Consider the following 21,884-nt stretch of genomic DNA (forward strand, 5'->3'; position numbering starts at 1 on the left):
GGGCCTCCAATCGGTGATTCGGGAATAATAGGGGAGTGTGCAAAAGCGCCACTTGGCGTTACAATAGATAGAAAGCACAAGCTCTTTTTTACAAACAGAATTCAAGGAGGAATCATCCATGCAAAAGATCGTCTCTCATGAAGACTTTAATAAGGCAATATCCACTTCTGGCGTAACAGTAGCTGTGTTTAAGGCGGACTGGTGCGGAGATTGTCATTTCATTGATCCGTTCATGCCTGATGTGGAACAGCAATATGCAGACAAGCTTACATTGATTGAAATTGATGTAGAGCAGGCCGAAAGTGTCAGCCAGGAGCAGAATGTGTTGGGTATTCCCAGCTTTATCGCTTACAGTGAAGGGCGCGAGCTAGTGCGTCTGGTAAACAAACTGCGCAAATCCCGTGAGGAAATCGAGCAATTTTTGGACCGGGCAGTAGAAGTACACGCCAGCTTGGCTAAATAATTGATGTTGTGCATGGCATAAGGGTTCCGAGGGGAATTCTATTCATTAGGGCATTCAGAAAGCCGCTTCCTTCCAAAGGGGGCGGCTTTCTCACGGGACACGTTCACATTTTGTCAACAAAGCACGTATGTCAAGGAACGATATATCAGTTATAATTATTTTAAGTGATCATTTCACAACATTATGAAGTGAATAAATATTATATTTGGAAGGATACGGGTGAATTCTTTGAATAACAAAATCAGAATATTAAAGTGGCTTGCACTCGTAACATGTATTGTCATGTTTCTGGCTACCTTCGGTGGAGGCGTCGTGACGCGGACGGATTCGGGTCTCGGCTGTGGACGGGAATTCCCGCTTTGTAATGGCAAGCTGGTTCCGGCGCATACGATCGCATCTGTTATTGAGTTTACGCATCGCTCTGTTAGTGCCATGGCTGGCATACTCTCCATTGCCTCTTTTGTTGGCTTTTTGCTGTTTATGAAGCATCGTAAGGATTTACAGTTATTCTCGTTGCTGACGTTAATGTTTGTCATCATACAAGGAGCGATGGGGGCACTGGCTGTCATCTTCTCCCAATCGGCTGCAGTCATGGGGCTGCATTTTGGCTTTGCGCTTATCGCTTTTGCCAGTGCGACCATGATGACGCTGGGGGCCTGGCAGGAGCATGCGGATTCACGCTACACCCCGCGTCTGATTCCTGGGCCTGTCAGTCGGGGCTTTCGTAACTTTATATGGCTATCGACGATTTATACCTATATTGCTGTCTATTCAGGGGCGTTGCTTAGTCACTCGGTCATCCAGAAGGTTGTAAATATTGGGGGCTTCATATCTCCGCTGCTGCTTCATCAGATTTCAGCTGGCCTGCTGTTCGTCATTATCTTGGCTGTGGGTCACTACTCATACCGGTATCACCCGAATCACCGGGATATCCGTATATTGGGTGTCGTATCGGTCTTGTTAATCTTGCTTCAAGTGGTGATTGGAATTATCTTGTTGTACGTCAACAGACCTGAAATCTACATGTTTATCGTGCTGGGACATATGCTGGTGATTGCATCGTTGTTCTCCATCTTGGCTTATCTGAGCTATCGTGTATGGCAATTGTCACCGGACCGCAAGCTTGTTCCGACCCAAGCACAACGTACCTAAGCATTTCATAGATCATAGTGAAACGGATATTTTGCCCAAGTGGCGTTGAAGCACGTATAATAGCATATAAGAAACAAACCAGGTCCGCGAGTTTCTCGAGGGCTTGATTTGCTTAGGAGGAATCGTCCAGTTGATCTACCAGAATTTGCGCCAATTTATTGAAGCGCTACGTAAAGAAAATAATCTTCAAATTATAGAAGCACCTGTCGATCCTTATTTGGAACTGGCCGAAATTCATCGGAGAGTTATTGAGGAAGAAGGCCCGGCATTGCTGTTCACCAATGTAAAAGGTACTCCGTTCCCTGTAGCCAGCAATCTGTTTGGCACAAACCGTCGTGTGGATATGGCCTTTGGGCCTCGCCCGGAACAACTGATGGATGCGATTGTAGGGGCGACCAAAACATTGCTTCCACCTACCCCCAAGGCATTGTGGAATGAACGTGGACTGATTAAGGACATGCTAAAAGTAGGGCTGAAAACGGTATCCCATAGCGAGGCTCCTGTACTGGGAGTTCGCCGTACGGATGCTCCGCTGGCTCCACTTCCAAGAGTGACGAGTTGGCAGGATGACGGGGGGCCGTTTATCACGCTTCCGCTCGTATATACCGAGAAGCCGGGTCAGTCCAAGGATCATAATTTGGGCATGTATCGCATCCAGATTTATGATGATCAGACCACCGGGATTCACTGGCAAATCCATAAAGGCGGCGGCTTTCATTATCATGAAGCTGAGCTGCGTAATGAGCCGTTGCCTACGACCGTTATTATCGGCGGGCCACCTGCTCTGATTGCATCCGCAATTGCTCCAGCACCGGAAAATCTGCCTGAGCTGCTACTTGCCTCGCTCATTATGGGCGGCAAGCTGCCAATGACAGAAGACCCACTCGGCGGTCACCGGATTCCGGCAGAGGCCGAATTTGCGATCAGCGGCTATGTGCCGCCTCACGAACGTCGCCCGGAAGGACCGTTTGGCGATCATTTTGGCTACTACTCCTTACAGCATGATTTCCCTGTATTTCATGTCAAGCATATGTACCACCGTAAGGATGCCATTTATCCAGCAACCATTGTAGGTAAACCACGGCAGGAGGATTATTATCTCGGCGAATTTTTACAACGTCTGCTGTCACCTGCCTATCCGCTTGTGATGCCTTCCGTTAAGTCTCTGTGGGCTTACGCAGAAACGGGTGTACATGCATTGGCAGCGGCAGTTGTGCGTGAAAGCTATTCCCGCGAAGCGCTAGTATCAGGCTTTACCATTTTGGGACAGGGCCAATTGTCATTGACCAAATTCCTGATGCTGACGGATCGAGTCATTGATTTATCTGATTTTAACCTGCTGCTGGAAACCATTCTGGAGAGATTTAATCCAGCGACGGATTTATTTATTTTCAATCATACGTCTCACGATACACTTGATTATACGGGCCGAAAGCTGAATCACGGCAGTAAAGCGATCCTGATGGGCGTAGGTGAGCCTATACGTGAACTGCCTCGTGCCTATGAAGGAGGCGACCTGCCGGGAATTCGCGAAATTGAGCCGTATTGCGGAGGATGTCTCGTCGTATCCGGTGCGACCTTTGATCAGGAGCCTGAGCTGGCAGCGCGGGTACTGGAGCGTTTGTCTGCGGGCGAGCAGGAATGGCCGCTTGTCTTTATTGTAGATGATGCCAAGGAAGTCGTTCGCTCACAAGCATCATTCCTGTGGACGGTGTTTACGCGGTTTAACCCGGCTACGGATATGTATGCAGACAGCGAGGTCCGTTTGCATCATTTGAACTACAAGCTGCCAATTGTAGTGGATGCACGTATGAAGCCGGGCTACCCAGATGAAGTGCTGCCGCGCGAGGATATTGTTAAGCTTGTAGACCAACGGTGGACGAGTTATTTCGCTTGACGCCCTAGCCAACCCAACAACCGGATTTTACATTCATAAAAGGAGGCGTGAGCATGATACGCAAGCTGCTAGGCGAGCCGCCACGTGTGAACAAGGGCATCCTGCTGGATGCTATGAACAGCATGTCAGACATGCTGAAACTGCTGGAGCGGCAAATTCAGGCCAGTGGAGATCCGACTCATGCTTTTCGCAAGGCGGATATTTTGACACGCGGCCTGATGTCATCTCTGGATGAGCTGGAGCAGAGCCATCATGCTGCCGCCTTTTTCCGAACGAAAGTCAAAGCAGGATATGCCGAGGATATGAGCGTGGATGAGAAATCGGATTACGCGCTGTATGTCTTCTTTTATAAAGACGGGTTTGTGCGGGTATTTTCCATTCTGGATAAGCTTGGGAACTGGCTCAACGATCTGTATGATCTGAAAACGGGTCAGTACAAGGCACATTATTCGTATTTTACAGTGCTGCGGCAATTCAGATATTTGAAAATGCATCCTGAAATGACCGACAGCTTAATTGATATCAAGGACTCATATACCGATGCTATTAACCGACTGCGCAAGCGGCGCAATACGGAGATACACTATATGAATACAGAAATGCAGGATGATCTCTGGCAGAGGCATCGTGCTTTGTATGGCAAGATACAACTGGAGGATCTGGATCATCACCTGGAGGATTTGAAGCAAGGTCTGGAGATGGTGAACCGTTCCCTGGCGACTGCCTTTCGTTATACGGCGAAACAGTGGGAGAACCGGGAAGCTCATCCATAATTATGTCAGAAAATATCCTTTGACAAAGCTATGTAAACTATCTATACTGAAATCTAGTTTCAGAAAATGCTTGAATTATGATTTTATATATTAAATTTAACGGACAGCTAAAGCTGGAGTTTAACATATTTTCTTATCCAGAGAGGTGGAGGGACTGGCCCGATGAAGCCCGGCAACCCGTTCCCTTCCGGTGTGAAACACCGGAAGGGAACATTATGGTGCTAATTCCTACAAAACCGCTAGACTTATAACGGTTTTGACAGATGAGAAAAGGTTCGCATGGTGGGGCCCTTTTCATTTCTGTGAAGGGGGCTCTTTTTGTATAATCATAGAGAAGGAATTTTATAATTCCTGAGAGATGAATGTCGCTTAAAAGGGTAAGGAAGAGTGAAGGGGGTCGCAGCACGTTGATAGAGCTTAAACAATTAACCAAGCATTATGGCAAAGGCAGCCGACGCGTTAGTGCGCTGTCCGGTTTGAATCTTTCCATAGAGCGTGGTGAAATATTTGGAGTCATCGGTCATTCCGGAGCGGGGAAAAGTACGCTGATCCGCTGTATTAATTTATTGGAACGTCCGACCTCGGGCGAGGTATGGGTAGATGGCGTGAATCTCGCCACGGTAAGTCAATCCCAGTTACAGAAACAGCGTCGTAAAATCGGAATGATCTTTCAGCATTTTAATTTGTTATCCTCGGCGACGGTATATGATAATATTGCCTTTCCGTTGCGCTTGGTAAATACGCCGAAGGAGAAGTTGGACCAGAAGGTTCGTGAATTGCTGGAACTGGTGGGTCTGGAAGAGCACAGCGCTAAATATCCGTCACAGCTCTCGGGTGGACAAAAGCAGCGGGTAGGTATTGCACGAGCGCTTGCCAGTGATCCTCATGTACTGCTGTGCGACGAGGCAACTTCGGCGCTTGATCCGCAGACGACAGGGTCCATCCTGAAATTGCTTTTAGACATTAACCAGCGCTTTAATTTGACCATCGTGCTGATTACGCATGAAATGCATGTCATTCAAAGCATCTGTGATCGTGTTGGTGTCATTCATCAGGGCGACATCGTGGAGCAAGGTCCGGTGGCAGAAGTATTCCTCAAGCCGCAGCATCAGGTGACCAAGGACTTTATCCAGCGGGAGTCTGAGCATCCCGAGGAGCTGCAAGCAGCGATTGCAGCAGCAGGAGGCGGCGAATCGGCGCATGTTGTACGGATTTCATTTTTGGGCAGCAAGACATACGATGCGATTCTGTCACGAACGGCTCGTAGTACCGGCGTTGATTTTGCGATCTTGCAGGGAACCATCTCCACAATTAAAAACGTACCGTATGGACAGCTTATCGTCCGTTTTGAAGGAAATCAGGAGGATATTGAGCATACGCTGCGGGAAGTGTCCGGTCAGGGGCTTGATGTGGAGGTGATCGGACAATGAGTGAACTTGATTTTTCACAAGTGAGTTGGGAAGAACTGGGTAACTCTACATTAGAGACACTTCAGATGCTCGGTGCATCTGCGTTGTTCACCCTTATTATTGGTCTGCCTCTCGGAATTTTATTGTTTTTGGCAAGCCGCTCTTCATGGAATCTGATGAAGGTGATATACGTTGTACTTTCCTTTATCGTAAACATTTTGCGTTCCGTACCGTTTATTATTTTGATTGTTGCACTGATTCCTTTTACACGGTCGCTGGTGGGGACTTCCACGGGAGTGCTGGGTACGATTCCACCGCTGGTCATTGGTGCTGCGCCATTCTTCGCCCGTCTCGTGGAGACGTCATTGCGCGAAGTGGACAAGGGTGTTATCGAGGCCGCACAAGCCATGGGTGCCTCTACAGGGCAGATTATCCGTCGGGTGCTGTTGCGTGAGGCACTGCCGGGTCTGCTCGCCGCATTAACGATTACCGTTGTTACGCTCGTATCCTATACAGCGATGTCCGGTATGATCGGGGGCGGTGGTCTGGGTACACTGGCTATCAACTACGGATACTACCGTTATGAAACGGCTGTAATGATCGTTGCGGTCGTACTGATGGTCGTACTGGTGCAACTGCTGCAAATGGCGGGAGACCGTCTGGTGCGGCATTATACTCGAAAATAGGGAAACCATATAGATATCCTTATTGATCAGGGCGTCTGAATCCTGAACATCACAATTCATTGGAGGGGTAATAACATGAAAAAATGGGTATTGGCCGTATTAAGCTTGACATTAATTGCGGTATTGGCTGCTTGCGGCACGAAAAGCACGACATCCGATACAAACAATGCGACCCAAAATACTGGTGGGTCACCACGTGAAGTCGAGCTGAAAGTTGGTGCTTCTCCTGTGCCACATGCGGAAATTTTGGAAGCGATCAAGCCTCAGTTGGAAAAAGAGGGCGTTCGTCTTCAAGTCGTTCAGTTTAACGACTACGTACAACCGAACGTACAATTGTTCGACAAGCAACTGGATGCTAACTTCTATCAACATGTACCATATATGGATGTTATGAACAAAGAGCGCAAAATGGACCTGGTATCTGTAGGCGCGGTTCATCTGGAGCCATTCGGTATCTACTCCCAAAAATATAAAAAGCTTGATGAAATTCCGGATGGTGCAACAGTTGCCATTCCTAACGATGCAACCAATGGAGGACGTGCATTGCTGTTGCTGGAGAAACAAGGTCTGATCAAGTTGAAAGACGCAAGCAACGTCGAAGCTACCGTAAAAGATATTACAGAAAACCCGAAAAACCTGAAATTCAAGGAGCTGGAAGCGGCTATGCTGCCACGTCAGTTGCCTGAAGTGGACATTGCACTGATCAACACAAACTACGCTTTGGAAGCGAAGCTGAACCCTACAAAGGATGCACTGGCATTGGAAGATAAAGATTCTCCATATGCTAACGTTCTGGTAGCGCGTCCGGATAATAAAGATTCCGAAGCGATTCAGAAGCTGATCAAAGCGTTGCAATCCCCGGAAACTAAAAAGTTCATCGAAGACAAATACCAAGGCGCGATTATCCCGGCATTTTAAGCTGGACACGAGAACGCGTTGAACCCCAACCCCGAATTCTCTTGAACAAGAGGATTTGGGGTTTCTTTTTTGCTTGGAGTTGTAGGCGAAGCGTAAATATTTTATACTTGAGGGTGACCGTTCTCTGTGAAGAGGAGGAAAACTGTTGAGACACAAAGTCGCACTCATAACAGGCAGTGCCAAAGGATTAGGTAAAATGACCGCTCTGCGTCTGGCTGATGAAGGCTGTGATATTGCTCTGAATTATGTGCATAGCCAAACGGAAGCTGAAGAGCTTAGGCAGGTGATTGAAGCCAAGGGAGTACGCTGTCTGTCTTTGCAAGGAGATATTTCGATTCAGGAAGATATTACAAGGCTGATCAGTGAAGTACAGGATCGGCTGGGCGGCGTAGATATTATGGTGAATAACGCGGGACCGTTCATCCGGGAACGTCGCTTGTTTGCGGATTACAGTGTAGCCGAGATTCATGCCATGATTCAGGGGAATCTGGTCGGTACGATGCTGCTGGATCATCTGGTACTACTTCATATGCGGAACCAGCAATGGGGACGTATTATTCATTTTGGCTTTGGTCATGCTGGAGAAGCACGAGCTTGGCCGCATCGCGCGGTATACGCAGCCGCCAAGGTGGGGCTGGTGTCATTTACGAAGTCACTGGCTGTGGAGGAAGCTCCTTTTGGTATCACGGTCAATATGATTTGTCCCGGGGATATCCGGGGGGCGAACAAGGAAAAGTCAATTGCCGACGTCATCGGCTTGCAGGATAAAGAGACACCGCGTGGACGGCCGGGGAGTGGAGAGGACATTGCGCGAGTGATTGCTTATTTGTGTGATGAGAATTCGGATTTTATCACAGGCAATATTATGGATGTGTCGGGAGGGCTGGACCCGATTCGGCCGATCATATAAGGGATGAAGATCCAGTAGACCCCGTCACACAAAAAAGAGTCTTGAGCTTCGTTACCGAAGTCAAGACTCTCATGATCATTATGCATCAAGCATTAGAATACTTGTACCACTTCTTGGACGCCGTCGACTTCTTCGAGAAGAGCGCGTTCAATCCCTGCTTTCAGCGTGATTGTGGAACTTGGGCAACTGCCGCAAGCGCCTACCAGCTTCAGCTTAACGATGCCGTCTTCTACATCAACCAGCTCAACGTCGCCACCATCGCGTTGCAGGAACGGACGAAGCTTATCCAGTACATCTGCTACTTCATCATACATTTGAACGCTTTGTGTTTCGCTCATTAGAATTCAACTCCTTTCCTATACCTTATTTATTATATTACAAAGCGGGCCAAATTAAAATGCCCGTCGTCAAAGCAGGTGAAAAAATGTTAAGACCCATCATTGAATTTTGCACCAGCAATATGCATTTTGGCACCGATGAATTGATGTCCAGACTGGAGCAAAATCCGGATTACGACGTCATTGAATACGGCTGTCTCAGCAATTGTGGTCAGTGTAACGCAGAACCGTATGCGATGGTCAACGGCGAGATTGTATCTGCCGATTCAGCCGAGCTGCTGTACGAAGTGATTATGAACAAAATCAAGGAAGCCGAGGCGTGGGATAACCTTGATCTGGACTAAGCTGTTAATCATTCGTCAGCCTGCTTCGTTCTATCTATGATATACGCACCGTCCATACATGTTTAAAACAAAGAAGACCAGCTCCCAGAGCAGGTCTTCTTTGTGTGTTGTACCAACAGATTAGCCAAAATGGCGTTTGGATTTCCAGAGCACGCCGCTTTTGAGCAGGCGGGGTACACGACCACGCAGCGAGGTGCTGCCCATAAAACCATAGCCGAATCCGGCTTTCTTGCCAAGCGCACCCAATGTGCCACGCAGCTTCAAAGGATGCGGGTGAGGCATGTGGCCTTTCCACAGGTCGTGTACAATGTGTGCAATCTGCTCACCCTGCACCTCGGCCGCCTGAGCACTTGGGGAGTAGGGGAGACTGGCGCAGTCTCCAACTACATACACCTCGGGATGATCCGGAATTTGGTAATATTCATTTAGCACAATGCGGCCCTGAGGATCTTTGGGCACAGCTAAATCCTGCACGATTTTCACGGGTTGAATCCCGGCAGTCCATATAACCGCATCCGTCACAATTTCTTCATCATGGTTGTAAATAGCGCCCGGCTCAATGCGGCAAACCCCCACATGATTTAACGCATCGACTTGATGCTCCTTAAACCAGGCATGCACATAGGCAGACAAACGCTGCGGGAATGCCGACAGCACCCGCTCGCCCCGATCCATAATGGTAATATTCAAATCCGTGCGGCTTTCGCGCAATTCCGCCGCAATCTCAACACCGCTCAGACCGCCACCTACAATATGCACATGTCCGTAAGGCTTGATTTCATTCAGGCGCAGATACGTTTGACGTGTATTGTTAAAGGACTGGATGGTACAGCTATGTTCTTCAGCCCCCGGTGTATTGTGAAAACGGTCAGTACAGCCCAGTGCAATCACAAGCTGTTCATAGGGCAAAGGCTCGCTGTCCTGAAAATGTACAATTTTATTTTCCAAATCCATCGAGGTGACTTCTCCGTATTTGCGAATAAGCCGTTGTTCATCGGGAAAATGCACCCGTAAATCAAAATCAGATACCGTCCCCGCCGCGAGGGCGTAGTATTCTGTTTTCAATCCCTGAAAGGGCATTCGATCCACTAAAATGACTTGAACATCGTCGGGAATATGTTTATTCAGTAATTCCTTGGCAATGGTAAGGCCACCGTAGCCGCCTCCCAGAATAACGAAATTTTTCATCAAAATCCGCCGTCCTTTCGCTGCCGTGTCCCCGGCAAATGGTCTGGTGCCTCATCAGGAAACCTTGTTCGCCTTCAAATTACGTCTTATCCCGGCGACATGCAAATTCAATGTTTCCGATCAGACACAAGTTTTTGGTTGTTATAAAACCCGGCTTCCCGGCCCGCCTATAGGCAGGCAGACCAGAAAATTCCGGGGCAGCTTGACGCTGCATGGTGTGAGTAATGGGGATGAAATGCGCGCGGGAAATCTGAATCCGATATGGCTTTTATTCGAAAACTTCGATTTCGTTATAGAAGGTGTCCCGTTCAACCGGGATGCGTCCTGCACCTTTGACCAGCCAGATCAGCTCTTTACGGGTCAATCCGGCCGGGGTCAGTGCGCCTGCGGCATGGCTGATTTGCTCGCGCACAATCGTGCCGTGGACGTCCGATGCGCCGAAGGTCAGAGCGACCTGCGTCAATTGCGGACCAATATTAATGAAGTAAGCTTTGACATGATCGATATTGTCCAGCATCAGGCGGCTGATCGCAATCGTTTTGAGATCCTCGTAAGCGGAGTTGCGGCGCATGATGTTGGCATTTTTGCTTTTCGGCTGCATGGACAGTGGAATAAATACCATAAATCCGTTCGTTTCGTCCTGCAATGCGCGGATTTGCAGCATATGTTCAATACGATCCTCGTAGGATTCAACCGAACCGTACAGCATTGTCGTATGGGTTCTCATGCCGAGATTGTGAGCCGTGCGATGAACCTCAAGATAGCGATCTACATTCGCTTTGGTGACACGCATCTTTTGGCGATACTCATCCGATAAAATCTCTGCGCCACCACCGGTCAGCGTTTGCAGACCTGCCTTTTGCAGCTCCTGAAGTACTTCCTTAATGCTCAAGCCGCTAATACGTGTGAAAAAGTCAATTTCCGCTGCGGTGTAAGCTTTGAGTGTAACGTTGGGGTACTTTTCATTCAGCGCCTTCAATGAGTCTACATAGTATTGGAAAGGCACATGATTATTATGACCGCCGACGATATGGAATTCTCTGACCCCCGGATGGATATGCTGCTCAACATAATCAATCATTTCCTGTCCAGACAACGTATAAGAGCCTTCTTCCCCCTGATCCTTGCGGAAATTGCAGAACGCGCAGCGCGCTTCGCATACATTGGTGAAGTACAGGCTCATGTTTTCGATAAAATAAACCTTTTTTCCGTTCTTGCGTAAATTAGCTTCGTTAGCCAACTGACCCAGTGTGAGGATATCGTCAGTTTCATACAAATATATACCGTCTTCAAGGTTCAAACGAATACCGTTCTGTACCTTTTCTACAATTTCCGCCATTCTGCGGTCTGTAAAAGGTGTAACTAATGTGGACATGCCTATTCCTCCTTCAAGTTGCTCTGTGCGAGGCTGTCCGCCAAATCAGCGGCACAAGCGCTAGGTGCGCACAGGATGTCCCGTTCCGTCGGTAAGAATCCGGCAGCGCGGATATATGATATGTGAAAAATGTTACAATGCCAGGCTACAATGATGAATGTCTCAAAATATCGCCTTTGAAATGACAAATTTCCGACAGTTTCTTTTACACACTCTTCACCTATTATAAACCTCACACCACCTGTGTTCAATACAAACGAATAGAAAAACAGGTCTTTAAGCCTGTAAGAGAAGGACATTCCATGACTTGAGCACCTGCAAATAGTGGAGTATACTGAAGGAGAACATGAAGTAAAAGAGGAGGATGGAGCTATGATTAACATCACCGATTCCGCTGCCGAGCGCTTGAAAGATATGCTGGAGCAGCAGGAAACGCCGAATATGTTTTTGCGTCTGGGTGTTACGCCGGGCGGTTGCACCGGATTCTCGTATGCCATGGGCTTTGACGACAACGAGACGGATCAGGATATATATATGAACGTACAGGATATGAAGATTGTAGTGGAAAAGGAAAGCATCCGCTACCTGGACGGTCTGGAAATCGACTTTGAAGAGTCCGGTATGTCAGGCGGCTTCACGATTCATAATCCGAATGCAGTAGCGACATGCGGCTGTGGTTCGAGCTTCCGTACAGCTACGGATGCAGGGAAGCCGAACGAAGAGCCTTGTTAACACACGTTACGTCAATGTTTTGTCTTCCGATGATCTGTTCGGAGGTAGATGCATTAGCCTAGCGGAATAGATGTTCGGGATTGCGGATTGTATGCAGGAATTTGAGCGTTAACAATCCCGTATGATGAACGTTAACAATCCCAAAACCCGCGATTTAGGGTTGTGGATTACGGCCTCTACAGCGATATAGTCACGTACTATACTTATGTGGAGGTCTTCTTTATTATGGCGTTAAAGAAACGTGAAAGACGGGTTCCGGCTGGCGGAAGGTTAGCGCGGGAATATCCGCAATTATCTCTCGAACAAGCGATTAATCTCGTTATAGGCACGAAAAAGTCGGAGGGCTTACGTGATCGCTCGCTCAAGGACTACGCGAAGCACTACGGGTATTTCGTTGACTGGTTGCGCGAGAAACATCCGGATATTCAATATGTCGAGGAAATTACGACGGAAATAATTCGGGATCACGTTGCGTATATGAAATTCGATAAGGTACGTTACTCCGGCCACAAGAATATACCTACGGAGAATCAACCTGTCGGACTCTCGGACACGACGGTAAACATCCGTCTTCGTACGCTGAAGGCGATATTTAATCAGATGGAACGTGACGAACTCATTGAGATTAATCCGGTCGCTAAAGTGCGCTTGTTGCGCCAGGACGTTGACCTCACGAATTGTCTGACGGACGACGAGGTAAAGGCGGTACTTGCGCAACCTAATCAGCGCGATTTCGTTGGATATCGGGATTACGTAGCGATCGCATTTCTACTTGATTCGGGATGTCGTGTATCGGAAATGCTTAGTTTACGGATATCGGACATCGACTTCCAGACACGATTCATTACGCTAAGCGGTGAAGTGAACAAAAATCGTAAGCCTCGGATGGTTCCGATTTCTGCACACGTGGCGAAACTGTTGCTACAATTAATAGAAGAAAACCGCCAGTATTTCACGACGGACCGGATATTCATGTCTTGCTTCGGTGACCCGGTAACTGCGAATCATTTCAATAAACGGTTGAAGCTTTACGGGGAAAAGGCGGGCGTAGCTGGTAAGAAGATGACGGCGCACGTTTACCGTCACACCTGGGCTCGCGCAATGATACTTAACGGAGCTGACCCGTTCACCGTTCAGAAGATGGGCGGCTGGTCTGATATACGGACAATGCGGAGGTATATTCAGATGGATACGAACGATATACGGCGAAGTCACGACGAGTATTCGCCAACATCACGCTTTATTAAGAAGCGAGTTTAATAACGACGCTCATCTCTTCGGGGGTGGGCGTTATTTTTGCATAAAAGGTAGGAGGGAAAAAGTAGTAGGCGTTAAGTAGAGGGTGTTGTATAATTAGGCAAGCAGGGCATAGCAAAAAGCGGCTACCCAGGAGGTGACCGCCTATGACCGTATATGAAACGTTGTCACTTATGATAATGTTCGTAGCACTTGTCATCGAAATAAGACGCGAAAAATAGCCGTTATCTTTGGCGGGATGCTCGGCTATTTTTCGTAATTTCATACTTAAATAGGGCCGCGCTATGTCTTGCGATATTAGCGGCCTATTTCTTTTTGTAATACGTTACATTTTTAGTTTACACAATATCATCCCAATTGTCATTATCTAATTGATTAGTTAGATAGTAAAAAAAGATTATTTAGCTGATAGAAAAAGTCAACTAATGAAACAACGCTTAACTAATCCGTTATTCATCGCAGCCGTCGTCGGCCTTGCGTAAGTACGGAGTCGCGCCCGACTTCGGAACGTGGCAGATCGGAGCCGTGAGCGCCTAATTTTACGGTAAAAGCCCGTAATCCTCTACGTTGAGGTCACGGGCTTTTTCGTTGTTTATACGAGTGGAGTTGACCTCCGTCATCGGTTCTGCCCGCGCTGTACTGCGCGGATAAGCTCTTCGTTTCGCAAGTCGGCTTTGTGGCTGTTTACAACGACCAGTGCGTGAATAACACCGGGCACGAAGAAAAATAGGCAAAGTATAAAATTCAAAATAGCCTGGCCGGGTTTGCCACAAAGTAGGACCGCCAGCGGCGGAATCAGAATAGCAAGAAGGTATCGCATCAGATGTAACCCCTTTTACGTTTATTTACTTTGAGCACAATTTTATCAGATAGAGGGGAATTATGCTACGAAAAAACTGGAAATTATGTCCTCGGCGGTTGCGCACGCACTGCTTCGAGCGTATCGCACATAAGGCCGTAATCGTCCTCCGCTTTCTCTGCGCGTGCCTCCGCAAGTTCCCGTGCCTCACGTTCGGCCTTCAGCGCTGCTTTAACTTCGCGTAGTTCGCGGACGGTCATTTCGTCAACAGTTTTGGTGGCGCCTGTTGACGGGATAGTATGCGAAGAAGAGACGAAGGACGAACGGTCGATATCGGAGGGTAACTGAAGGATCTCAAATACTTTACTAGATGAGATTCGGGACGACGTCGTCCCAAGTTCGTCAAATGCCTGGATGAACCTGTTAGCGGACCTCCGCGCCATGTCACACTCCTCAGCACACCAGCGCTCCCAATCACGGTAACCATTAAGACCATACTTTTGCGGCTGATCTCTAACGGATTTGAGACGGCGCCCAATTTCGTAAATCGCCTCACCAGCAACGCGTTTGTATGTGTTGATTTCCGCAGTGATCGTAGGTAAATCCGTTGGTAAAGTTGCGATTTCACTCACGTTGATTCCTCCTGAATATTTATCCCCTTCTTGTGGATACTAATTGTTGTATTAACACTAAAAGGAGGATTAATAAACCTATGACACTAGGCGTAAATGTAGTGAGTTCATTCGAACGTAATGGGAAAATTTATGTCACTTTAGAGATTGATGGGCAAGAAAGTAATGAGACAATGCTCCGTTCAGGTATAAAAATAGGGGATTTTAAAATTGAAGTAAATAGAAGTGGAGATCAATTTATAATTAGCTTGTATTACGGTAGCCACAAAATAAAAGACTGGAATATAAGTATTCCTGAAAATGCATGTGTGAGTTTAGGTGATGAATCATTCGAGATACTCGGTTTTGAGATTAAACTCAAAAATATTCAAATATGCTTAGAGGGATTAAATAAAGTTTGTTTTAAAGCGGAGGTATATATTAAAGTTCCGATTATTGGAGAGAGGAAGCTTGGGGACATTAATGTATGTTCTTAATCCACAAAAAATAATGCAGGCATATACGGATACAGATATGTATCTAAAACCTTAAAAACTAGAAAAAAAGACCGCAGCCCATACTAGGGGTTAGCGGTCTTTTTCGTTTTGATCGGTACTTTCTTTGGCATTCGTTATGTATTTAATTAAATCCCCCGGTTGACAGTCTAATACGGAGCAAACTCGATCAAGAGTCTCGATAGTTATAGACTTTACGTCAACGCCCTCGTTTGTTACCCATTGGCTTATGGTATTTGGACGGATACCTGAACTTTTAGACAATGCGTACATACTCATTTCTCTTTTTTTGAGCATCTCTTCAAGTGTAAAACGAATCATCCGCGACCCTCCTTGTTATTAATTTTATTTTATCATAAAAGAGGCTTGACTGTATTAACTCTATGAGTTATTATCGTATCAGGTTATTAACGTAATGAGTTAATAAAAAGTTTCATCTTTATCCGAGCAACAACGTACTGTTCCGAAGCATCAACGCAATTCATCCTATAATCCCGCTTGGAGGCGAATCATATGTCAATAACGTTAGGTTTCATCCGTAATCGTCGCGACAACCTTATAATCATCACGGTCGGAAGCGGCCGCAAACGTCAAGAACTCCGTATCACATCGGAATTATTCTTCACTATTATACCGCAAGCTGATCCGTATCTCTACGGTGATACAGTCGAAGCTACTCCGGCACAACTCGTCGAACTCGGCTTTGAGTTGGACGCAGAAATGAAGCGGGAAGTCTTCCGTGTCGTCCGTCCGCTAGTTACTCCGGCTCAAGTCCGCTACGTACTCGATCCGACTACGGGCAACTATATACTTCGGTACGTCGGCACACGTCAGGAGCTCGTTATACAGCCGCGGGCGTTCTGGAAAATAACCGGAGTCAGTCGTCGGTCACCACTCGGTAGTTTAACGTTGTCAATGGACGTCATGAAGGAACTCGGGTTCATCGTAAGGAAGGGAGGCGTACAGATTGAACGCAGTAACCAATATATTAACTACGCGTAACATCGTATTATCACGCAAGGCTCGTAAACGTATCGTCGCGGTACTCAAATTCATCTACGCAGTCGTGTTGGTTGCGCGTGAGGTGTTGACGTAATGTCTTACTTGGAAATATTCACGGATTATCGGCTTGGTTCGGAAACCTACGGTGATGCCTTAATGATCGCGTTCCGTTTCTATACACTCGCAGTCGGTAACGTATTGGAGAGTCCGCACTTCACCGATGCCGAGCGGATTGAGACGTTAAAAGAACTAGATACAGCGTTTAACAACGTATTTCCGAATGGAGGCGTTTCTTAATGGCGGCCGATCACTGTTATAGATGCGTCGTCGAGTTCGGAGACATCCGCATGACCTTTCCGGTATACTCGCCGCGCCAGCTTACGAAGGGCGAACTCCGGGCACTTGTGATCGAGCAGGCGGTTCAGAACGCGAATGACACCGGGCACAACGTCACGGCTACCGACATCAAGCCAGTCGGATTTAACTACGAAGGAGTCGATAATTATGGAAACTAAATCAGACGTACTAGAAAAGGCGGCGCTTGCTTACGGCCCGTACGACCTGCCGCATATGTATGAACTCGTGGAGGGCGTTTTGTACGATGGCCGTTATTTCTTCCATCTTGAGACCGGAATTTTGTGGCTCCGTCACGTCCGCAAGGTCGAGCATCCGGAACACACGCACTTATTTATCGACGGAGACTCCGGCGGCCTTCAACTCGGGAAGAACATTCAGCGCGACTTGTTCGGAGTAGTTACGGAAGTCCTCAATCATATCCGCGCCATGAACGGGTTAACGTTTTTGGTGGATGAACTCTTATGGCTCGAAGACCGCGGTGATATCGAATTGAATCTCGTTAAAAAGAAGGGATGACGCGCTCTCTGATGAACTAACGGTGTCCGGAATGGCGCCAAACGTTCCGAACGCCAATATGGGGAGGAGACGCGCGTGTACTATCCGGCTGTCTTTGCGTCAACATTGACAGTCAAATGTCCGTACTTTCCGACGCCAATCGGAGGGATCGCTATGCGGACAAACGCTGAGTAGCGCTAACTGCTCGGTGGTTCTCCGGTCGGTCTACGTAAGACGCGCCAACGTCTCGGTAGGCTGGCCGACTTCATTAGAACGAAACTCGGGTTTCCTTTTAATTACAACGCGATGCGGAGGCGGCAACCTCCGTTCAGGCACATCGCTTCATATAAATAGTGGAGGGACGAACGTAACAGGCTGCGGACGTCTCTTCCGTGCTTTATAATAAGGTATACGATGGGAACTCACGTTTGGTTTCGCAATTCGTGATTTTTCTTGTATTGGACAGATAGTATCCTCAGAGTAATGTATTGATACGCGTAACCACGTGGAGACACCGCTTAGATGTTGCGACGTCACAACATCGGAATTGCCTACTCTACCCTGTATCGACGTCGATACATGTATACCAGGGTATACATCGTTTCAAATTACGAGACGTCTCTAGATTCCCAGATGTTCGAACGTTCGAACGCGTGTCCACATGGGCGCATCATATAAATGTTGCGATGTCGCAACACGTATCCCCGGGGTTACATCGTATTAATGTTTCGACGTCGAAACACGTGTACTCGATTTGAGGTCGCCAGATGTTAGACGTCGATTGAGTGACGATGTGGTTTCAACCCACACCGTCAAATGTCGCGACGTCTGGACATATCTGAGCGGCCACCAACATTCTACGAGGCCGGAGGACTAAGTTGAAATTAGGGCGTTGGTATTAGTGTTCCGATCACTGATTCTTACTGCTTTCCTTCCACTAAAGTGAATAAATAAATCTATTATAGGACAAATCGTACATTTCTCCGACGTCGGAGAAAACGGCAGACATCTACCGAATTGGTACGACGCCGTACCGTGGTTGTAGCAAATTACAACGAGTGCAAACCGAACCCCGAGGTTCGATCTAAAACGAATACGTATTCGCATTTGGCCATGTATGACACGCGTGCCACATATGGGATAGTACGACCACGTGGTCGCATTTGGTCGCGTTTGATACGAGCCTACGAGCAGTTTTCAAATGTTCCGACGTCGGAACCTCGGGATGAGATGGTTCACAAAACGGAAGGGCTCCGTTAGACTAATAGAAAACAAGAATCGGAGGATGCGTATGAACTTCAAAGACTCGATTAAAACATACCAGGAAACAGGCGACCTGAGCGTCATCAATGGAATTATGGATGATGTTGAGACAGTCGACTTCTTGGACAATCCTACACGGAGGTACTTATCGTCTGAAACACGGGATGTAATCATTTCCCTGGCAGAGCCGCGACAATATATCACTTATCGGATCAAGGCTATACGTGAAATGGCGATAAAACACGCTTGGTACGTTCGGCAGCCGTTAAAATATAGCTATCCTGAGTTGAACCGCTATCTCTCCATAATGGCTATCGACTTAAACATTGATATTCCGTTTGAGCCGTTTGAATTTGATAGGTATTTGTACACATACGAAATTAACACGGAACTTATGGCGTGGCTCCGGAAAGAAGAGAACACAATAGAGGAACGTTTTATATACGGCGGGTTCGAACACGATTATAAATGGTATCTTCACGTATTGACTCTTATTGAGAAGACGGAGATAGAGGCAGTTAAAGAGGAAGCGCGCATCCGTACGGAAGTTATGGAAGATATGGAGAAGGCGCTCAAACACGTACTAAAATACGTCGACTTCGAACGCAGCGAACAAGAAATAGTCAAATACGTTAACGCCTCGCTGATGACCCGGTATTATGGCGAGCAATCAAAGCGGAACGGTTTTCGACGTGTCCGGCGTGGTGGTGACGATTGGATGATAAAACCGCAGTTCGCTAGTCCGATCGCGTCCATACTTGGCGTAGATGTGCCACCGTCGAAGTTGGCGAAAAGCCTAACCGAGCAGCAGAGCGAGTTCTTACGCAAGCTTACGGACAAGGCGGAAGAGGACATGCGAGAAAACCGAAATGAGGGCTACAGCGTTACGAGAGAAGGGCGATTCATAATGAAAGGAGCGTATGCGGCGCAGATTAGCGGCCTTCCATACGAGGTAGCAAAGCGGAGGTTAACAAGAATCAAAAATAAATTTCGAAATTTTCGCCTCTAGTTGTCCCTTTTTGACAGTATATTTATAACCTACGAAGGAGCCGATAAGGGGTATAATCATCCAAACATATCATACGCCGAAAACGTCCAGATTGCAACTCAAATTGATCGCTCTCGTGTCGATTGTCTGACGGCGCGATCAGCGGTTTCTTTTTATTTACACTACACGCAAGAAATCTTGCGCAATTAAAGGAGGCTAACGTAATGATTATCGATTTTACCACCGCCAAAAAGCTGCGGCTGATCTACCGTCTATCCCTTGCGGAAATGGCGGCCTTACTCGGCGTGTCCGAATCGCATCTATGGCGCGTGGAGAAAGGAGAACGCCCGATTAATGAAACGATGCGCAGGCGCTGTGTTGAGGAACTCGAACTTACGTCCGATAAATTAACGCGCCTACTCGATATGTACCAGGATACGTTACTACCGGGAAAGTAGACGCTGCAACGGTAGGTATGGCGTGTTCATACGCTTTACCTTCCGCGTCGCTACGCTCCTGCGGACATCCGCCCCTAACCGGGACGTCTGTACATATTCTAAACGCGAGAAAGATTATGGTAGAGATATATTTTCACCGTGCCATCTTTTGGGTGCGGTGAGGCAACGACCGAAGGGAGGCGGCAGCATGGTGTTATGGTATGTTCACATGTATTCTGCGCGTCCAAAAAGAAAAAAAGAATAAGACTTACTATAGGGATAGAAATTCCGAAAAGTCGATAAAAATGGAGGAAAACCGCGGCAGACGTGGGTTTTTAGCCTCTAATCACCAAAAAGTTATGTAACTGAAAGGCAGGGTATCTGGCCGATTTTGTAACTGAAAAGCAGGGTATTTTTCATCCGGGAGGGGTAACATGAGCAATTCTGATAAAAGATCACGTGCCAATCGAGTTTGGAAAAACCTACCGCAAAAGACGAAGGGGGCCGCGATCGTAGCGCAGGAGCGTGCGGATAAACTGCTAGCAGAAGCCGGACTTTCCTCTACGATTGACACGGTCATCCGGACGACTGAGGCGCAGGCACGCGGGGCGCGCAACGTCACAGTACTCGGCCAATGGGCGGAGGAGCACGGCGGTTTTGTGTTCGCGCTCTTTAAAGGCTGCGAAACATTTATCGAGCGGTTCCCGTCGCTCAGTCAATCCGATTATGCTCGTGTAATGTTCCTCGGGACTTATACGAGCTACGACGGCGGCAGGCTCCAGCACGACAACGGGCGGCCCATTAAACGCGCCGGCCTTGCCGATCTCCTCGGCATACACCGTGTTAGATACTCCGAACTACACAGGAAGCTGGTCGCGGAATCAATCATCTCGGAGGACGAGGAAACCGGGGACTTATACATGAACCCGTCAATATTCTATCGCGGCGAGATCAAGAAAGAGAACACATACGATCTTTCCGAGTACCGCTATATCTGTATGTTCCGCAATACTGTACGCGGCTTGTATGAGACTTACGGAAAAGGCCGTGAAGTCAAACAATTAGCGATCCTCTACGCGGTGCTTCCGTTTATCAACTTCAACACTAACATCGTATGTTTTAATCCGGAAGAGACGCAGGAAGACCGGCTGCAACCGATGGACGTCGAGAGACTCGCGGCATTACTCGGGTATAAGGACGCGCAGAAACTTCGCAAAGCACTCGACGCGGTTAAGCTCAACGGCAAGAACGTTTTCCTGCTCGTGCCCGACGTCCATGATAAACGGAAGCGCCGGGTTATAGTTAATCCGCGAGTTGTCTTCGCAGGGTCAGCGGAAAAGCTGGCGGCGATTAAAGTTCTCTTCAATTAAAAAGGCATCACCAAGGCGGCCCTGATTTCCGAGGCGGCTTATTTGTCGTACCCAAAAGGAGGACTTTACGTGGGTAACAAGATATGGCGGATTGACTCGGACAACCTCGCAGCTTACACAGAGGACGCTACCGTCATGGCGAAGATCAAGCGCAGTTATTCGGATTTTCACGTCATGGCCGAGTATTTCCGATTCGGCAAGTTAATCGCGATTCAGTATCGTGTCCCGGAAGCGCGGAAACGGTCAATCAAGCGGCTGTTAAATTGCCAAATCAGCGCATGACGGCGCAGTAACCTATACGTTGAATTAGCGTGGTATTAGCGCTTCAAACGAGCGGAGGAACTATGACCCTCGGCTTATTTTTGCGCGTCTGAAATCAAGCGAAAACACGGAAATGAGCACCGGTTATGCGGGGTTTTAGCGGGAGGTGTGCTAGTGAGTGATCGAGAGGACGCGGCTACATATTGTCCGTATTACAAGCCGGATTCGAGCTGCGTATTGCTTCACGCGATGTCTAAAGCGGATAAGCGGTGTAAAGCCTGGCGCGGCGATGATTCCGTCCGCTGTCGGTATTTGAGTACACAAGTAGCGAGGAGGGTGTAACC

The 21,884-nt window shown here is 47.7% G+C and carries 28 protein-coding genes and 1 riboswitch; of the genes, 22 read left to right on the forward strand and 6 right to left on the reverse strand.

Translation table 11 applies throughout. From position 1 onward, the window contains the following. Positions 1-118 precede the first annotated feature (118 nt). From E0698_RS03405 to E0698_RS03440, 8 genes are all read left to right on the forward strand, one after another. The gene (locus E0698_RS03405) at positions 119-463 is read left to right on the forward strand and encodes a thioredoxin family protein (protein ID WP_044645440.1); all 345 of its coding nucleotides are present in this window, start codon (positions 119-121) and stop codon (positions 461-463) included. 219 nt (positions 464-682) lie between these two features. Then, the gene (locus tag E0698_RS03410) at positions 683-1,615 is read left to right on the forward strand and encodes a COX15/CtaA family protein (RefSeq protein ID WP_025684722.1); all 933 of its coding nucleotides are present in this window, start codon (positions 683-685) and stop codon (positions 1,613-1,615) included. 130 nt (positions 1,616-1,745) lie between these two features. After that, positions 1,746-3,512 carry a UbiD family decarboxylase gene (locus tag E0698_RS03415; protein WP_192510603.1) on the forward strand — a complete coding sequence of 589 codons (1,767 nt, stop codon included), beginning with the start codon at positions 1,746-1,748 and terminating at the stop codon, positions 3,510-3,512. Between the two features lie 53 nt (positions 3,513-3,565). Continuing rightward, a complete protein-coding gene (locus E0698_RS03420; protein ID WP_192510604.1) occupies positions 3,566-4,285 on the forward strand; it encodes a Cthe_2314 family HEPN domain-containing protein in 720 nt (239 codons plus the stop codon). 130 nt (positions 4,286-4,415) lie between these two features. Continuing rightward, a riboswitch (SAM riboswitch) is annotated at positions 4,416-4,555 on the forward strand. A gap of 137 nt (positions 4,556-4,692) precedes the next feature. Continuing rightward, positions 4,693-5,715, forward strand: a complete 1,023-nt coding sequence (locus E0698_RS03425) for a methionine ABC transporter ATP-binding protein (RefSeq protein WP_134912820.1) — start codon at positions 4,693-4,695, stop codon at positions 5,713-5,715. Next, a complete protein-coding gene (locus E0698_RS03430) occupies positions 5,712-6,380 on the forward strand; it encodes a methionine ABC transporter permease (protein WP_134912822.1) in 669 nt (222 codons plus the stop codon). The genes E0698_RS03425 and E0698_RS03430 overlap by 4 nt, the downstream gene beginning before the upstream one ends. 75 nt (positions 6,381-6,455) lie before the next feature. Next, positions 6,456-7,298, forward strand: a complete 843-nt coding sequence (locus E0698_RS03435; RefSeq protein ID WP_192510605.1) for a MetQ/NlpA family ABC transporter substrate-binding protein — start codon at positions 6,456-6,458, stop codon at positions 7,296-7,298. Between the two features lie 145 nt (positions 7,299-7,443). Further along, positions 7,444-8,208: an SDR family oxidoreductase gene (locus E0698_RS03440; RefSeq protein ID WP_192510606.1), complete on the forward strand. Its 765-nt coding sequence runs from the start codon at positions 7,444-7,446 to the stop codon at positions 8,206-8,208. A 92-nt stretch (positions 8,209-8,300) separates the two neighbouring features. Here the strand turns inward: E0698_RS03440 and E0698_RS03445 are convergent, their stop codons facing one another. Beyond that, positions 8,301-8,546, reverse strand: a complete 246-nt coding sequence (locus tag E0698_RS03445) for a NifU family protein (protein WP_013311836.1) — start codon at positions 8,544-8,546, stop codon at positions 8,301-8,303. Positions 8,547-8,632: 86 nt separating this feature from the next. Between E0698_RS03445 and E0698_RS03450 the strand changes: the two genes are divergently transcribed. Beyond that, the gene (locus E0698_RS03450) at positions 8,633-8,890 is read left to right on the forward strand and encodes a YuzB family protein (protein ID WP_044645448.1); all 258 of its coding nucleotides are present in this window, start codon (positions 8,633-8,635) and stop codon (positions 8,888-8,890) included. Between the two features lie 120 nt (positions 8,891-9,010). Here the strand turns inward: E0698_RS03450 and E0698_RS03455 are convergent, their stop codons facing one another. Both E0698_RS03455 and mqnE read right to left on the reverse strand, forming a co-directional pair. Continuing rightward, complete coding sequence (locus E0698_RS03455) at positions 9,011-10,078, reverse strand: NAD(P)/FAD-dependent oxidoreductase (RefSeq protein WP_192510607.1); 1,068 nt, start codon at positions 10,076-10,078, stop codon at positions 9,011-9,013. A 268-nt stretch (positions 10,079-10,346) separates the two neighbouring features. After that, on the reverse strand, positions 10,347-11,453 hold the full coding sequence (gene mqnE, locus E0698_RS03460) for an aminofutalosine synthase MqnE (RefSeq protein ID WP_192510608.1): 1,107 nt from the start codon (positions 11,451-11,453) through the stop codon (positions 10,347-10,349). 372 nt (positions 11,454-11,825) lie between these two features. Here mqnE and E0698_RS03465 point away from each other — a divergent pair, with 372 nt between their 5' ends. Beyond that, positions 11,826-12,185: a HesB/IscA family protein gene (locus tag E0698_RS03465; RefSeq protein ID WP_013311832.1), complete on the forward strand. Its 360-nt coding sequence runs from the start codon at positions 11,826-11,828 to the stop codon at positions 12,183-12,185. A 225-nt stretch (positions 12,186-12,410) separates the two neighbouring features. Beyond that, positions 12,411-13,445: a tyrosine-type recombinase/integrase gene (locus E0698_RS03470; RefSeq protein ID WP_192510609.1), complete on the forward strand. Its 1,035-nt coding sequence runs from the start codon at positions 12,411-12,413 to the stop codon at positions 13,443-13,445. Positions 13,446-14,058: 613 nt separating this feature from the next. Here the strand turns inward: E0698_RS03470 and E0698_RS03475 are convergent. Continuing rightward, a complete protein-coding gene (locus E0698_RS03475) occupies positions 14,059-14,262 on the reverse strand; it encodes a YqaE/Pmp3 family membrane protein (protein ID WP_014282210.1) in 204 nt (67 codons plus the stop codon). Positions 14,263-14,345: 83 nt separating this feature from the next. Further along, positions 14,346-14,873, reverse strand: a complete 528-nt coding sequence (locus E0698_RS03480) for a DUF3102 domain-containing protein (RefSeq protein WP_192510610.1) — start codon at positions 14,871-14,873, stop codon at positions 14,346-14,348. Positions 14,874-14,953: 80 nt separating this feature from the next. Here E0698_RS03480 and E0698_RS03485 point away from each other — a divergent pair, with 80 nt between their 5' ends. Continuing rightward, positions 14,954-15,349, forward strand: a complete 396-nt coding sequence (locus tag E0698_RS03485; protein WP_192510611.1) for a hypothetical protein — start codon at positions 14,954-14,956, stop codon at positions 15,347-15,349. Between the two features lie 90 nt (positions 15,350-15,439). On the opposite strand, the gene E0698_RS03490 is transcribed toward E0698_RS03485, so the two are convergent. After that, on the reverse strand, positions 15,440-15,688 hold the full coding sequence (locus E0698_RS03490; protein WP_192510612.1) for a helix-turn-helix domain-containing protein: 249 nt from the start codon (positions 15,686-15,688) through the stop codon (positions 15,440-15,442). 192 nt (positions 15,689-15,880) lie between these two features. On the opposite strand from E0698_RS03490, the gene E0698_RS03495 reads away from it, so the two are divergent. The 10 genes from E0698_RS03495 to E0698_RS03535 all read left to right on the forward strand — a co-directional run bounded on the left by E0698_RS03495 (position 15,881) and on the right by E0698_RS03535 (position 21,882). Next, entirely contained in the window at positions 15,881-16,369 is a 489-nt protein-coding gene (locus tag E0698_RS03495; protein ID WP_192510613.1) for a hypothetical protein, read from the forward strand. Further along, positions 16,335-16,463: a hypothetical protein gene (locus tag E0698_RS27290; protein WP_273041339.1), complete on the forward strand. Its 129-nt coding sequence runs from the start codon at positions 16,335-16,337 to the stop codon at positions 16,461-16,463. The genes E0698_RS03495 and E0698_RS27290 overlap by 35 nt, the downstream gene beginning before the upstream one ends. Next, positions 16,463-16,666, forward strand: a complete 204-nt coding sequence (locus E0698_RS03500; protein WP_192510614.1) for a hypothetical protein — start codon at positions 16,463-16,465, stop codon at positions 16,664-16,666. Before E0698_RS27290 ends, E0698_RS03500 begins: the two co-directional genes overlap by 1 nt. Before the next feature lie 50 nt (positions 16,667-16,716). After that, positions 16,717-16,884 carry a hypothetical protein gene (locus E0698_RS03505; RefSeq protein ID WP_192510615.1) on the forward strand — a complete coding sequence of 56 codons (168 nt, stop codon included), beginning with the start codon at positions 16,717-16,719 and terminating at the stop codon, positions 16,882-16,884. Further along, positions 16,874-17,242 (forward strand): hypothetical protein, encoded by a 369-nt coding sequence (locus E0698_RS03510; RefSeq protein ID WP_192510616.1) that lies wholly within the window; start codon positions 16,874-16,876, stop codon positions 17,240-17,242. Before E0698_RS03505 ends, E0698_RS03510 begins: the two co-directional genes overlap by 11 nt. Before the next feature lie 1,270 nt (positions 17,243-18,512). Beyond that, positions 18,513-19,493: a hypothetical protein gene (locus tag E0698_RS03515; protein WP_192510617.1), complete on the forward strand. Its 981-nt coding sequence runs from the start codon at positions 18,513-18,515 to the stop codon at positions 19,491-19,493. A gap of 122 nt (positions 19,494-19,615) precedes the next feature. Further along, positions 19,616-19,930 carry a helix-turn-helix domain-containing protein gene (locus E0698_RS03520; protein WP_273041340.1) on the forward strand — a complete coding sequence of 105 codons (315 nt, stop codon included), beginning with the start codon at positions 19,616-19,618 and terminating at the stop codon, positions 19,928-19,930. Between the two features lie 413 nt (positions 19,931-20,343). Then, complete coding sequence (locus E0698_RS03525) at positions 20,344-21,279, forward strand: hypothetical protein (protein ID WP_192510619.1); 936 nt, start codon at positions 20,344-20,346, stop codon at positions 21,277-21,279. A gap of 69 nt (positions 21,280-21,348) precedes the next feature. Beyond that, positions 21,349-21,561, forward strand: a complete 213-nt coding sequence (locus E0698_RS03530) for a hypothetical protein (RefSeq protein WP_192510620.1) — start codon at positions 21,349-21,351, stop codon at positions 21,559-21,561. A gap of 153 nt (positions 21,562-21,714) precedes the next feature. Beyond that, the gene (locus E0698_RS03535; protein ID WP_192510621.1) at positions 21,715-21,882 is read left to right on the forward strand and encodes a hypothetical protein; all 168 of its coding nucleotides are present in this window, start codon (positions 21,715-21,717) and stop codon (positions 21,880-21,882) included. The last annotated feature ends 2 nt before the right edge of the window (positions 21,883-21,884 follow it).

The sequence above is a fragment of the Paenibacillus sp. 23TSA30-6 genome (assembly GCF_014858585.1).
Lineage (GTDB): Bacteria > Bacillota > Bacilli > Paenibacillales > Paenibacillaceae > Paenibacillus.